Source organism: Owenweeksia hongkongensis DSM 17368 (assembly GCF_000236705.1).
GTDB classification, from domain to species: Bacteria; Bacteroidota; Bacteroidia; order Flavobacteriales; family Schleiferiaceae; genus Owenweeksia; species Owenweeksia hongkongensis.
Genome location: NC_016599.1, coordinates 2,953,976 through 2,968,093, shown reverse-complemented (window position 1 = coordinate 2,968,093; position 14,118 = coordinate 2,953,976). Strand labels below are relative to the sequence as shown.

Annotated in this window: 9 protein-coding genes; 7 read left to right on the top strand and 2 right to left on the bottom strand. The window is 40.6% G+C overall.

The annotated features are described in order from the left end of the window. Nucleotides 1–13 precede the first annotated feature (13 nt). Both OWEHO_RS13110 and OWEHO_RS13105 read right to left on the bottom strand, forming a co-directional pair. Complete coding sequence (locus tag OWEHO_RS13110; protein ID WP_223252690.1) at nucleotides 14–3,664, bottom strand: gliding motility-associated C-terminal domain-containing protein; 3,651 nt, start codon at nucleotides 3,662–3,664, stop codon at nucleotides 14–16. 291 nt (nucleotides 3,665–3,955) lie between these two features. Then, nucleotides 3,956–7,657 (bottom strand): gliding motility-associated C-terminal domain-containing protein, encoded by a 3,702-nt coding sequence (locus OWEHO_RS13105; protein ID WP_014202969.1) that lies wholly within the window; start codon nucleotides 7,655–7,657, stop codon nucleotides 3,956–3,958. 215 nt (nucleotides 7,658–7,872) lie between these two features. Between OWEHO_RS13105 and OWEHO_RS13100 the strand changes: the two genes are divergently transcribed. The 7 genes from OWEHO_RS13100 to OWEHO_RS13070 all read left to right on the top strand — a co-directional run bounded on the left by OWEHO_RS13100 (nucleotide 7,873) and on the right by OWEHO_RS13070 (nucleotide 14,039). After that, entirely contained in the window at nucleotides 7,873–8,202 is a 330-nt protein-coding gene (locus tag OWEHO_RS13100) for a HesB/IscA family protein (protein WP_014202968.1), read from the top strand. A 16-nt stretch (nucleotides 8,203–8,218) separates the two neighbouring features. Further along, nucleotides 8,219–9,661: a Fe-S cluster assembly protein SufB gene (gene sufB, locus OWEHO_RS13095; RefSeq protein WP_014202967.1), complete on the top strand. Its 1,443-nt coding sequence runs from the start codon at nucleotides 8,219–8,221 to the stop codon at nucleotides 9,659–9,661. A gap of 122 nt (nucleotides 9,662–9,783) precedes the next feature. Then, nucleotides 9,784–10,536: a Fe-S cluster assembly ATPase SufC gene (sufC, locus tag OWEHO_RS13090; protein ID WP_014202966.1), complete on the top strand. Its 753-nt coding sequence runs from the start codon at nucleotides 9,784–9,786 to the stop codon at nucleotides 10,534–10,536. A gap of 81 nt (nucleotides 10,537–10,617) precedes the next feature. Beyond that, nucleotides 10,618–11,937 (top strand): Fe-S cluster assembly protein SufD, encoded by a 1,320-nt coding sequence (sufD, locus tag OWEHO_RS13085; protein ID WP_014202965.1) that lies wholly within the window; start codon nucleotides 10,618–10,620, stop codon nucleotides 11,935–11,937. 27 nt (nucleotides 11,938–11,964) lie between these two features. Further along, on the top strand, nucleotides 11,965–13,200 hold the full coding sequence (locus OWEHO_RS13080; RefSeq protein WP_014202964.1) for a cysteine desulfurase: 1,236 nt from the start codon (nucleotides 11,965–11,967) through the stop codon (nucleotides 13,198–13,200). 48 nt (nucleotides 13,201–13,248) lie between these two features. Next, the gene (locus OWEHO_RS13075; protein WP_014202963.1) at nucleotides 13,249–13,665 is read left to right on the top strand and encodes a SufE family protein; all 417 of its coding nucleotides are present in this window, start codon (nucleotides 13,249–13,251) and stop codon (nucleotides 13,663–13,665) included. 53 nt (nucleotides 13,666–13,718) lie between these two features. After that, nucleotides 13,719–14,039: an SUF system Fe-S cluster assembly protein gene (locus OWEHO_RS13070; RefSeq protein ID WP_014202962.1), complete on the top strand. Its 321-nt coding sequence runs from the start codon at nucleotides 13,719–13,721 to the stop codon at nucleotides 14,037–14,039. The last annotated feature ends 79 nt before the right edge of the window (nucleotides 14,040–14,118 follow it).

Sequence of the window (14,118 nt, the reverse complement as noted above, 5' to 3'; positions counted from 1 at the left end):
CGAACCTTTTGTTTTATTGGATTATGGTTAGAGAACCTGTTTTTTGATCTGAATGTTCTTCACCATAAACACTCCATGAATAGCCTACCCTATAGGTATAAACACCTAGCGGAGCACGTTCACCATTTACGGTTCCGTCCCAACTATTGTCTATGCTGCTTGACTGAAACACCATTTGCCCCCAGCGATTGAATATTTGCATGGAAAAACTTTCTATATCGCAACTATGACCAATTTTAAACTCATCATTCACACCGTCTCCATCTGGTGTAAATGCATTAGGAACAAAAAATGGACAATCGCAATTTGAAATATTTACGCGGTAATTTTTCACAAACTCACCGCATTGATTATTTATATATAGCGGATAAGTGCCCTCTTTGCTTATGGTTCGAACACTATCCGTTTTACCGTCAAACCAAGTGTACTTATGTGGAAATCCTCGTAAATCAATATTCACACTTTCATCATCACAAATGGTGGTATCCCAACTTTTTAAATCTAAATAGTTATCAAAAGAAACATGAATGGTATCAGTAAAAGAACCGCAAAGATTGGTTTCCGTTACCCAATATGTTCCACTCTCAGTAATTTCCTGGTAGGCTGCTCCCGGGAAGTTAGATGGTCCTTTTCCTTTTTGCTGAAGTGGGTCAAGTATTAACATTTCTCCAGAACAAAGCACAGTATCCGGTCCAAGTTCAAACTTGATAGGCTCAACGGGGAAAACCTCAATTGTGTCGGTGTTGCTAAAACAAGAATTAGAAACTGTTAACCAATATTTTCCTGGTGAAAATACATTTGCGTTTTCAGTGGTATCCCCAGTGCTCCATTGGTAAGATTTCATTCCAACCGGCCCAGCCAATGTTGCCTGACCTCCAACCGAACACATGTAAATGTCAGATCCTAAAGTGAATTGAGGAATATCCTGTACCACAACATTTATAGTATCAAACCAGCTTCCGCAAGAATTGAAAACTTCAACCCAATAAGTGCCACCCGTTGATACCGATATACTTTTGAAAGTAGAACCCGTACTCCATCTTGTATTTACTTCACCTTTGTTGTGACCAAGCACAAGAGAATCACCAAGACAAAGCAATGTATCTGCTCCAAGGCTCACATCATGCATGGGTTGCTCTACAATCAGGTCAACGGTATCCGTCAATGTGCCACAATCATTTACAATCGTCACCCAATATTTACCACCAGTAGAAAGCGTAACCGTTTGTGAAGAATCACCAGTGCTCCAGGTATAGTCGCATCCTGGGTTTTGAGCATTCAGCGTAAGACTACTGCCAGCACAAAACTTCACCACATTTCCCAATGCTCCAGCCGGAGGTCCCGTGACCAAAACATGAATAGTATCACTTACAGTATTACAGGTATTGCTAAGAGTCACATAATAAGTTCCTGTCTGGCTTACTGTAATTGTTTTTCCTGTGGAATTATCGCTCCACACATAATTAGCTCCAGCGAAATCACCAGGAGAGAGCGTTAAATTACCTGCACAAAAAATGGTGTCATTTCCTAAATCAATAGTTGGCAAAGGCTGGTCATTGGTAACATAAGCCGAATCTTTGATAGTACCACAAATGCCCGTAATGTAAACAGAATACCATCCTTCGTTGCTTACCGTAATAGAGGAAGTAGTGGCATTATTACTCCACAAATAAGAAGTAGCATGAGGTTGCGAAGCATCTAAAACTGTAGATGCCCCAGCACAAATCGTAATATCATTCAGTACCGGAGTGACATGTTCATTTACCGTTACCGTAATAGTATCTGAAGTATATCCACATAAATTGTAAACCTTAACCCAATAAGTACCGCTATTGCTAATAGTTACAGATGGACTACGAGAACCACTGCTCCACACAATTGAATCTGCTGGTAATGCTGATAGGTTAAGATTTAAGGTAGCTGGACGACAAAATGAAGTATCATTCCCTAGATCAAACGCTATGGGATGAACATCTTCTACCATAACCGTATCATGAATGGTGTCGCAAACATTTGATACAGTAACCCAATATTTTCCGGGTGTTGATGCGTAGGTGGCAGAAGCATTGCTATTGTTACTCCATTGATAAGTTGCGCCTACAATATTTTTAGTCCGCAACCATACTCCTCCAGTTACACATTTGTAAACAGTGTTTGCCGTAATCCCTGTTGGGTAAGTATTGATAGTAACATTAATGGTGTCCGTAAATGTGCCACACTCATTGGTCACTGAAACCCAATATTGGCCGCTTTTGGTAACTCTTAATTGTGGAACATTACTATTATCTGACCACAAAATGGTATTGCCATGATGCCCTACATCGGTGTAAAGCCATAGTGAAGTACCACAGAAGGTAGTATCATTTCCAAGATCAATGTTAAGCGGAGACTGACCTTTCACATAAAAGCTTTTGGTGATAGTATCACAACCATTGTACACTTTTACCCACTGTGCGCCTGTTTGCAAACTTGCATTCACGCGGGTTTGTACATTGTTACTCCACTGGTATATTGTATTTGCTCCCCAGCTTCCCGCATCCGCGCTAGCCAAATTTCCATTACATACATATATTGTATCTAAAATATTTGGATTGGGTGTGGAAATCACTTTAACGTTTACAGTATCATACATATAACCACAACCAGTATTCACCCCTACCCAGTAATTTCCGGAAGTAGTTGCTGTCAAAGTTTGCCCGGTGGATGAGTTGCTCCATAAGTATGTAGCTCCCGGATTTTGTGCATCCAATGTTACACTTTGACCTGGGCATAAAATTACATCTGCTCCTAAATCTACCGTAGGCTGAGCATTTGGCACATAATGCACGGTATCTGTAAACACCCCGCATGGCAATACTATTTGTAGCCAATATGTACCAGGTTGAGCAAATGTTAAAGAAGAGCCTGTTGAAGCATCACTCCACAGATTGTTGCCACCTGAGAAAGGACTGGTAAGCGTGTAGGTATTTCCAGCACAAAATAAAACCGTGTCATTCAAAAATAAATCGCCACCTGCAAAAAAGCTTACTGAAATGGTATCAGTATATGTTCCACAGGAATTGGTAACTGATGCCCAATAAGTACCCGAAGCTGTAACAGTAAGAGAATCGCCAGAGGTATTATTACTCCATTGGATTGTACCGTTAACCGCATTTTGTGGCGCTAAAACTGCAGAACCTAATGAACAATTGATAATATCAGGACCTAAAGAAAAAGGTTGCAGAGTATCAATAGTAACGTCTATCGTATCCGTATAAGTTCCGCAGGCATTGGTTGCCTTAACCCAATATTGTCCAGCATTGCTTACGGTGATTTGATTAGAGCCACCACCATTACTCCATTGGTAAAATGTACTGGCCGAAAAAGGTACAGAAAGTGTGGTAGATGATTGAGCGCAAATTGCTCTATCAGAGCCCAAATTTATGTTTATCGGGGCATCAATAATTACATCTATAGTATCTGAACTCGTTCCACATTGATTTGTTACCATCACCCAATATGTTCCTGAAGTACTAACAGAAATACTGGATGAGCTAGCCCCGGTGCTCCATGTGTAAGTTGAGTTAGGATTTGCCGCGTTTAGAGTAATAGAGTTTCCTTGGCAAAAGCTAACCGAACCGCCCCAGTTAATGACTGGAACACAAGCTTCGGAGATAAAAGGCATCAACATGTTAAGAACGAGCAGATACAAAATTGCTTTGCATCTTAGTTTCATGACTCAGACTTGAAGTTTAAGGTTAATAAACAAGAGTAGTGAGTGAGCTTCAAGTCCAACAAATGTATTACAACTAGTACAGAAAACCGCCACAAATGAGTATAAAAAACACCTTGAAGATATTGTTAATCAAGTTGTTACAGATTTTAACCTAATCAAGTATTGCTGATTACAAGTGTGTTAGAAAAAACAGTATTGGAAATTTTATAGTAAAGTTTTTACAGAAAAATCTGCCTTTAATTATTTAATGATAAAAAGCACCTCTTTTATTTGGGCACGGTGAGTTTCATCATAAACTGACCAAGAATAATCGATAATATAGATATATACACCTATGGGTAATGGTTTGCCATCAATTACTCCATCCCATCGTAAGAGACTATCATCACTTTCGTAAATAACCTCCCCCCAACGATTAAATATTCTTATTTCGAAAGAAGTAAGCTGACAATCATACCCAATCAAAAATTCATCATTCACACCATCTCCATCTGGTGTAAATGTATTTGGAACATATAAAGGGCAATCGCAGTCCACAATGTTTACTTCAAAATCCTTTGGAAAGGTGCCGCATGTATTGGTCAATAAAGCGCTGTAAATCCCTTCTTCCGCAAAGCTTCTCACCAACTCACGACTTCCATCAAACCATTCCACCGTAAATCGAGTGCCGGTAAAGTCAAATACCGCTTCATCATCATCGCACACCGTAGTGTCGATTGGGTATGCATCTACTGGCAAATCGAACCATACTTGAATGGTATCACTAAATAAGCCACAGCTATTTTTTGCCCACACCCAATGCTCACCACTTCGGGTTACTTCTTTTACGCTTCCTCTAAAATTATTATTCCAATGCAGTTTATAGCCTACATTTCCTGGAGTAAGAAAAAGTGACTCACCAAAGCACAACACTGTATCTGGCCCCAGGTCTATATCTATCGGGTATTCTTCTTTAAGAAAAATGGAATCTGTATAAGAAAAGCATCCGTTATTCACCGTAAGCCAGTATGTTCCTGCTTTAGTCGCGGTGAAGTTTTGAGAACTAGCACCACTACTCCATTGATACGTCACCATATTAGGAGGCCCAAATAAATCCACTCTTCCATCAATCGCACATATCACGGTATCTGGCCCCAAGCTATAAACTGGAATATCCAGTACTTCTACATGAATGGTGTCCTCCCAACTTCCACAAGTGTTCGAAATAACCACCCAATAATCACCTGTTTGATTCACCTGAATTTGAGAACCTGTAGCTCCTGTAGACCACAGAGTGGTAATGCCAGAACCTGGGTAACCCGTTTTCAAAGTAAGAACCTCACCTCGACAAATGGAGGTATCATTTCCTAGCTCCAAACTGTCTAATGGTTTATCTGTTATCAATTGCACTGTATCGGTCAATTTTCCACAAAGATTCTCAATGGTCACCCAATATAGGCCAGTGCTATCGGTTGAAAGTTGCTGGGAAGTGCTTCCATCGTTCCACAAATAGGTACTACCAGGATTTTGCGCATTTAACGTAAGTGTGCTACCCGTACAAAAGCGAACTGTATCTCCCAGCACATATACTGGAGGTCCTGTAATTAACACATTAATTGTATCAGACCTGGAATCACAAGTATTGGATACGGTAACATAGTACTTTCCAGAACTTGAAGCTATGTGCTGTCTAGAGTTTGTGAAATCTTGCCATGTGTAGGTAGCTCCAGGAATATAGCCTGGGTCTAGCCAAATAAAACCTTTACAGAAAATAGTATCATTTCCTAAGTCAAATGGCGGTATTGGCTCATCAACCTGCACATGAATTGAGTCTCGTGTCCAGCCACAAGCGCTTTGAAGGTCTACATAATACCAACCAGTAGTATCTACAATTATAGAGGAAGAAGTAGCCCCTGTATTCCACCGATAGGCAGTAACCATTGGCTCATATGCATTTAGCACGGCTGTATCACCTATACAAAATGCTTTGTCTGCAACTCTTCCTCCAGGCCGAGACAGAATCTGCACGTTTATTGTGTCTTTGTATTCTCCACATGAATTATAAAGGGTCACCCAGTAAGTTCCAGAAGTACTAATAGGCAACACTCCATTTTTAGATCCTGTACTCCATCGTAAGGAGTCCGCTCCGAGGTTACCTACATTAAGAACCAATTGGTGAGGCTCACAAAAAACCGTATCATTTCCCAAATCAAAAACAATGTCCGACTGCTCCCTTATTAATACACTATCTCGTACTGTATCACATTTATTATAAGCATACAACTTATACCAGCCGGCTGTATCGGCCACGATAGATTGTGAGGTAGAACCAGTATTCCATTGGTAAACCGTAAGAGTATCTGGCATAGCCTCGAGCACTACTGGTGTACCATTGCATATAATCTTGTTTGGTGCGTCTATTTGTGGAGGGAATAAAATCTCCACCTTTATGGTGTCTGTATACACCCCACAAGCATTTGTAATTTCCACCCAATAGATATCGGATGCTGTTACTTGTGTTTGAGCCTCATCTGTACCATCACTCCAAAAAAAGCGGTTCCTTATGCCAGACAAACCCGTCTCCAATAAAAGAGGACCACAAAGTGCCGTATCATTTCCTAGATCAAAGGGTACATGCAACATTTCCTTTACATAAAAATTAACCCTGATGGTGTCACAATAATTACCAACATCTACCCAATGTGCACCGGGTGTAGAATATCTATGAAAGCGCCCGCTAGCACCATCATCCCAATAATAATAAGAACCATACCCCCATAACCCTGCATTCACATCAATATAGCCCCCGACACAAAAGAAGGCCGAATCACCAATAGTATCTAAAGGAAGATTAAGAACCTCAACATTTATCGTATCCCAAACCGGACCACAGCCATTATTAGAACTCACATAGTAAGTTCCAGTAGAATCCACAGTTATCTTTCGCGTCTGAGCTCCTGTATTCCACATATAAAAACTACCGGAGCTACCTGCGTCCAGCTCGATTTGTTCCCCATCACAAATCAAAGTATCGCTGCCTAAGTCTACAGAGGCCATTCCTAAATTCACAACATACACAGTATCATAGTAGGTACCGCAATTGTCTGTGTATCGTACCCAATACGTCCCAGGATTTGCAACTATGATATTTCTAGTGGTGGCATTAGTACTCCATAAATAAGTCCCTCCTGTAACATTCGCAACTAAATTAGCTGTCACATTATCACACTTACTAATGGTATCTCCCACGTTGAGTGCGCTACCACTCATAAAAGTTATTTTTGCAGTGTCGCTATATGTACCGCAGCTATTGGTCACTTTCACCCAGTATGTTCCACTGCTATTTACGGAAATACTTTTCCCTTTACTGCCATTGCTCCATAATACATTTCCATTGGTATTATTAGGTATAGATAATGTATGACTACCAGGCGCACAGTAATTCTTGTCAGGTCCTAAATTTATTACAGCAGGATTATGCAGAGTAATGTTAACCGTATCTGAATACGTACCACAAGAATTTGTGACTTTTACATAATACTTACCCGATTGGGTTATATTAATCTCGTTTGAGGTGGAGTTATCTTGCCACTTATACGTAGTAGCCGGTGAGTAGGGCACGGTCAATTTCGGATTGCTTGAAGCACACACTGCTCTATCTGCCCCCAAACTTATATTCAATGCCTGATCCACATATACATCGATAGTATCTGAGGTAGATCCGCATGAGTTAGTTACCGTAACCCAATAAGTACCCGAAGTATTAACCGATATACTGGAGGTGTTGGCATTTGTACTCCAGATATAGGTCGAATTTGGGTTATAAGCATTGAGCGTAATTGAGTTTCCTTGACAAAAACTAACACTTTTACTCCAGTTAATCACAGGAACACAAAAGTCTTCGGCTTGCAGATTCACCGCAGCCAAAACAAAACTTAAACAAAATGTGATTATTCTAAACATTTAGTTTTCTAAGTGTTTTATAGACAACCTGATAACACACTAAAGGATTAACTTACAAATATAAAAGCTTTCACTGCTTAGCCATGGTACAATTATTTAGCGCTAAGTGTAGATATTAAAACAATCTAATCATCGAGCAGGCTTATCAGTTTAAGGTTTTCCCTTCCACCTTTCTTTACTACCTTTGCATTAATTTTGACCAATTCTAAATAGGCATGATAAAAGTTTCTGAATCAGCACGTAAGAAGCTTGAGGACTTGATGAAGGAAGAAGGCCATACTCTGAGTGACAGCTACGTACGCGTAGGTGTAACTAGCGGTGGCTGCAGTGGCCTGTCTTACGACCTTAAGCTTGACCAAAATCTCAACGAAAGTGATAAGCTTTTTGAGGATCAAGGTGTGCGCATACTTATCGATAAAAAGAGCTTTTTGTACCTGATTGGCACCACCCTTGAATACCAAGGTGGACTAAACGGGAAAGGATTTAGCTTCAATAACCCAAATGCTTCACGCACCTGCGGATGTGGTGAAAGCTTTGCGGTATAAATAGAACAATGACAGCATGAGTGATGAAGATCAATTATTAGAAGAAGTAACCGGATCGGAATACAAGTACGGTTTTTACACCGATATTGAATCCGACAAAGCTCCTAATGGGCTTAATGAGGACATTATTCGTTTTATTTCTGCTAAGAAAAATGAACCGGAATGGATGCTCGACTGGAGACTAGACGCGTTCAGAAAATGGGAAAAAATGACTGAGCCCGATTGGGCAAACATTCACTATCCAAAGCCTGATTTTCAGGCGATATCTTACTATTCGGCTCCAAAGCAAAAGAAAACTTTGGACAGCCTTGATGAGGTAGATCCTGAGCTATTGAAGACTTTTGAAAAGTTGGGCATTTCGCTTGACGAGCAAAAAAGGCTTACAGGCGTAGCTATGGATGTAGTTGTAGACTCTGTTTCAGTAGCTACCACTTTCAAATCAACCTTGGCGGAAAAAGGAATTATTTTTTGCTCAATCTCTGATGCCATTCAGGAGCACCCAGAGTTGGTAAAAAAATACCTTGGAACCGTAGTTCCAAAGAGCGATAACTTTTACGCAGCATTAAACTCAGCGGTATTTACTGATGGTTCTTTCTGCTATATTCCTAAAGGTGTAAAATGCCCGATGGAGCTTAGCACCTACTTCCGTATAAACGAAGCTGGAACCGGTCAGTTTGAACGCACATTACTTATAGCTGATGAAGGCAGTTACGTAAGTTACTTAGAAGGTTGTACCGCTCCTACGCGTGATGAAAATCAACTTCACGCAGCTGTGGTAGAGCTTATCGCTTTGGATGATGCTGAGATTAAATATTCAACCGTTCAAAACTGGTACCCTGGTGATAAAAACGGGAAAGGTGGAGTTTTCAACTTTGTGACAAAAAGAGGAATTTGTGAGCGCAACGCTAAAATTTCCTGGACACAGGTAGAAACCGGAAGTGCCGTAACCTGGAAATATCCGAGCTGCATTTTGAAAGGTGAAAACTCTATCGGTGAATTTTACAGTGTGGCAGTAACCAACAATTATCAACAAGCGGATACAGGAACTAAGATGATTCACTTGGGGAAAAACACCAAGAGTACCATTATTAGCAAAGGTATTTGTGCAGGTAAGAGTAACGGTAGTTATCGCGGGTTGGTGAAGATTGGCCCAAGAGCCGAAAACGCAAGAAACTTCTCGCAGTGTGATTCGCTATTGATGGGAAGTAGTTGTGGTTCGCACACCTTCCCTTACATAGAAACTCAAAATAAAACAGCCAAAGTGGAACACGAGGCTACCACTTCAAAGATTGGTGAAGACCAGATTTTTTACTGTAATCAGCGAGGCATTGGCGAAGAAGAGGCGATAGCCCTTATCGTGAATGGTTACTGTAAAGATGTATTAAATCAATTGCCAATGGAGTTTGCTGTGGAAGCTCAAAAACTTTTGGCGATAAGCTTGGAAGGCTCGGTAGGATAAAATCCTCACGCTAAGGCGCCAAAAACGCCAAGTAGGGATAAAGTACCATTTCCATTTTTTATAAAATAAAATTTAAAAATTCTCCGCGAGCTTTGCGGCTTTGCGTGAAAAACATAATCGAAATGCTTAAGATTTCAAACCTCCATGCCGGAATAGATGGCACAGAAATATTAAAAGGAATTGACTTAGAAATAAAAGCTGGTGAAGTACACGCTATCATGGGACCTAATGGTTCTGGTAAAAGTACACTTTCGTCAGTTGTTGCTGGTCGTGAGGACTATGAGGTAACCCAAGGTCACATTGATTTTGAAGGTGAAGATCTAATGGATTTGGCACCTGAAGAAAGAGCGCACAAAGGTGTATTTCTTTCTTTTCAATATCCTATCGAAATTCCCGGAGTTACCGTTACCAATTTCTTGAAAACTTCAATCAACGAAACACGCAAGGCCCAGGGCTTAGAGCCAATGCCAGCGAACGTAATGTTGAAGAAAATGCGTGAGAAAATGAGCCTTTTGGAAATGGACAAAGGTTTCCTTAGCCGCTCATTGAACGAAGGTTTTTCTGGTGGTGAAAAGAAGCGTAATGAGATTTTCCAAATGGCAATGCTTGAGCCAAAATTGGCCATCCTTGATGAAACTGATTCAGGGTTGGATATTGACGCGCTTCGCATTGTGGCAAATGGTGTAAACAAGCTTAAGAACAAAAACAACGCTGTTCTTTTGATTACGCACTACCAAAGACTTTTGGACTATATCGTTCCTGATTTTGTACATGTACTTTACAAAGGAAAAATTGTAAAGTCTGGAGATAAAAATTTAGCTCTGGAGCTAGAAGAAAGAGGCTACGATTGGATTAAGGAAGAGCAGCCAGCATAATTTCAAACTCTCTTTTTTATAAAAAGTTGAGCCGTAGAAATAGAAGGCCATATACCTTCAAACAAAATTAGAATTAGCACAGTGGAAGCACTTAAAGATAAATTAGAATCGTCCTTCATAGTATTTGAAAACGAGCTGGACGATGATGCCAAAAAGCCTGTTCACAAAATCAGGCAAAATGCTTTTAAACGCTTTGAAGAAAGTGGATTTCCTACCAAAAAAGATGAGGAGTGGAAATACACTAACCTAAAGCCCATCTTAAAAAATGATTTCAGAATACTGAATAAATCAGAAAATGCGATTGATTTTAAGGATGTAAGGCGCTATTTTCTTAGTGATGTGGATAGCTACAAGCTTGTATTTATTGATGGGGTTTTTAGCTCATGGCTAAGTGAAACTACTCACGATAAGTTTGACATCTGCACCCTAAGCAGTATGCTGAACAGATATGAGGATGTTACTAAAAAATACTTCAACAAAGCTTTGCCTCAAGCCGAAACAATGGCTTCAATAAACACAGCTTTTGCCAAGGAAGGTGCTTTTATTCGCATTAAGAAAAACCAAACGGTAGACAAACCTGTACAGATAGTCTTCTTTACTACAGCTCATGATTATGACATCATGACCCAGCCAAGAAACCTGGTGGTGGTAGAGGAAAATGCAGAAGTAAAAATTGTGGAGCGTCATCAGTCGCTTAGCGAAAAGCCTGTGCTTACCAATACGGCTACAGAAATTTTTGCCGAAAAGAATTCCCGTCTGTTTTACTACAAAGTGCAAAACGACAATATGGAAGCTTCCATAATTGACAGCACCACTGTAAAGCAAGCTGAAGGAAGCAATGTAAGAGTAGGTACCTTCTCTTTTGGAAACCGCTTTATCAGAAACAACCTCAACTTCTTTTTAGAAGGCGAGCACATTGAATCGCACTTGGATGGCATTACTGTAATTAACGAAGGTCAGTTTGTGGATCAACATACTTTGGCTGATCATCAAAAACCTAATTGTGAAAGCCACGAGCTTTACAAAGGGATTTATGATGGCAATGCATCAGGTGTGTTTAATGGGAAAGTGATGGTGCACCCACATGCGCAAAAAACCAATGCTTTCCAGCAGAACAACAACATTTTGCTTACTGATAAAGCTTCGATAGACACAAAGCCGCAGCTAGAAATTTATGCAGATGACGTTCAGTGTTCTCATGGCTGCACCATTGGTCAGCTTAATGAAGATGCGATGTTTTATATGCAGGCACGAGGTATTCCTGAAAAAGAAGCCAAGGCACTTTTGCTTTATGCTTTCGCCAATGATGGACTTCGTAATGTGGCCATCCCGGAGCTTCGCAAAAAGCTAAACAAGCAGATCGCCACTAAGCTAAATGTAGATTTGGATTTTGAGCTTTAATAGCTAAATCCTACCAAAAAAGAAATAATGAAAACCGCAATAGCACCCATTGATATCGCCAAAATTCGTGCAGACTTTCCCATCCTTCATCAGGAGGTAAATGGGCGCCCGTTGGTGTATTTTGACAATGCCGCCAGCACCCAAAAGCCGCAGGTGGTGATTGATGCTATTTCGGAATATTACAGCACCATAAACAGTAATGTGCACCGTGGTGTGCATCACCTTAGCCAGCTGGCAACAGATGCTTTTGAACTTAGCCGCCAAAAAGTAAAAACTCACATCAATGCAGAACATCTGCATGAGGTGCTTTTTACAAAAGGCACTACAGACAGCATCAACCTTTTGACCAGCACCATGAGCCAGGGCTTTGTAAAAGCTGGTGAAGAAATAATCATTTCAGCGCTTGAGCACCATAGTAATATTGTGCCTTGGCAGATGCTTTGTGAAAAAACCGGAGCTATCCTCAGAGTAATTCCCATGAATGAAAATGGGGAACTCATTATGGAGGAATATAAAAAGCTGCTAAATGAAAAAACCCGTGTGGTAGCTTTTAATCATGTATCCAATGCCTTGGGAACTATCAATCCCGCTAAGGAAATGATTGCTCTGGCACATGACGTGGATGCTGTAGTAATGATTGATGGCGCACAGGCTGTCCCTCACATGGATGTTGATGTGCAGGATTTGGATGCTGATTTTTACGCATTCAGCGCGCACAAGCTTTATGGCCCTACGGGTATTGGTATCCTTTACGGAAAAGAAAAGTGGCTTGAAGAACTTCCTCCCTACCAAGGGGGTGGCGAAATGATAAAAGAGGTGACTTTTGAAAAAACCACTTATGCCGGTCTTCCTCATAAGTTTGAAGCTGGAACGCCAAACATAGAAGCTGGTGTAGTATTAGGAACGGCCATAGATTATGTTAATGAAATTGGTTTGGACAACATTGCTGCTTACGAAAATGAGTTGCTGCAATACGGTCAAGCCAAATTAGCAGAGTTTGAAAATATGCGCTTTATCGGTCAAGCCAAAAATAAAGCAAGCGTAATTTCTTTCCTTTTAGGAGATATTCATCCTTATGATGCAGGTGTGATTTTGGACAAAATGGGCATTGCCGTAAGGACGGGTCACCATTGCACACAGCCCATCATGAAGTTTTATAATATTCCGGGAACCGTACGCGCCTCCTTCTCTTTTTATAATACCAAGGAAGAAATCGACCTTATGGTAGAAGGATTGAGGAAGGTGGAACAAATGCTGGGGTAAATGTATTATGCATTCGAAGATTTGATAATTTGAAAATTTGCATTCGGAATGACAATAGGAGAAAAACAACAAGATATTATTGAAGAGTTTGACATGTTCGAAGACTGGATGGGGCGCTATGAGTACCTCATTGAGTTGGGCAAATCCCTTCCGCTGATTGATGAAAAATATAAGCTCGAAGAAAACCTCATCAAAGGTTGCCAAAGCCAGGTATGGCTTCATGCTGACAATGATGGGGATGTTGTAAAATACACCGCAGACAGCGATGCTATTCTTACCAAGGGCTTAATTGCATTGATGATTCGTGTGCTATCTGACGAAAAGCCTGAAGACATAGTAAATGCTGATATGAGCTTTGTAGATGAAATTGGCTTGAAAGAACACCTTTCGCCAACCAGAGCTAACGGTTTGGTAAGCATGATTAAACAAATGAAATTTTACGCTCTGGCACTTCAGGCAAAATAATACAACACTAAGGTGTTTGGTGCTCTGTACTAAATACTCAATACTTTAAGAAAATGACAGACGCAGAATTGCAAGCAATAGGTGAAAAGGTAGTAGATGTACTTCGTACCATTTATGACCCTGAAATTCCTGTTGATATATATGAGCTAGGCTTAATTTACGATGTACATGTAAGTGATGAATTGGACATCAAAATCCTCATGACACTTACTTCTCCAAACTGCCCCGTAGCAGAGAGTTTACCCGAGGAGGTAAAAGAAAAAGTACGCAGCGTAGATGAAGTAAACGAAGTAGAAGTAGAAATCACTTTTGACCCACCATGGACTAAGGACATGATGAGTGAGGAGGCTATGCTCGAACTTGGGTTTTTGTAACCTATTCCTCTGCGAGGCTTTGCGACCTCAGCGCCTTTGCGTTGAAGCAAGATTACTTTACCGCAGAGCCCCCTGAGAC

What these genes read in the sequence shown, in the direction of transcription:
- OWEHO_RS13110 (WP_223252690.1), bottom strand. Translation starts at nt 3,664, where the DNA reads ATGCCTTTTATCTCCGAAGCTTGTGTTCCAGTCATTAACTGGGGCGGT.
- OWEHO_RS13105 (WP_014202969.1), bottom strand. Translation starts at nt 7,657, where the DNA reads ATGTTTAGAATAATCACATTTTGTTTAAGTTTTGTTTTGGCTGCGGTG.
- OWEHO_RS13100 (WP_014202968.1), top strand. Translation starts at nt 7,873, where the DNA reads ATGATAAAAGTTTCTGAATCAGCACGTAAGAAGCTTGAGGACTTGATG.
- sufB (WP_014202967.1), top strand. Translation starts at nt 8,219, where the DNA reads ATGAGTGATGAAGATCAATTATTAGAAGAAGTAACCGGATCGGAATAC.
- sufC (WP_014202966.1), top strand. Translation starts at nt 9,784, where the DNA reads ATGCTTAAGATTTCAAACCTCCATGCCGGAATAGATGGCACAGAAATA.
- OWEHO_RS13080 (WP_014202964.1), top strand. Translation starts at nt 11,965, where the DNA reads ATGAAAACCGCAATAGCACCCATTGATATCGCCAAAATTCGTGCAGAC.
- OWEHO_RS13075 (WP_014202963.1), top strand. Translation starts at nt 13,249, where the DNA reads ATGACAATAGGAGAAAAACAACAAGATATTATTGAAGAGTTTGACATG.
- OWEHO_RS13070 (WP_014202962.1), top strand. Translation starts at nt 13,719, where the DNA reads ATGACAGACGCAGAATTGCAAGCAATAGGTGAAAAGGTAGTAGATGTA.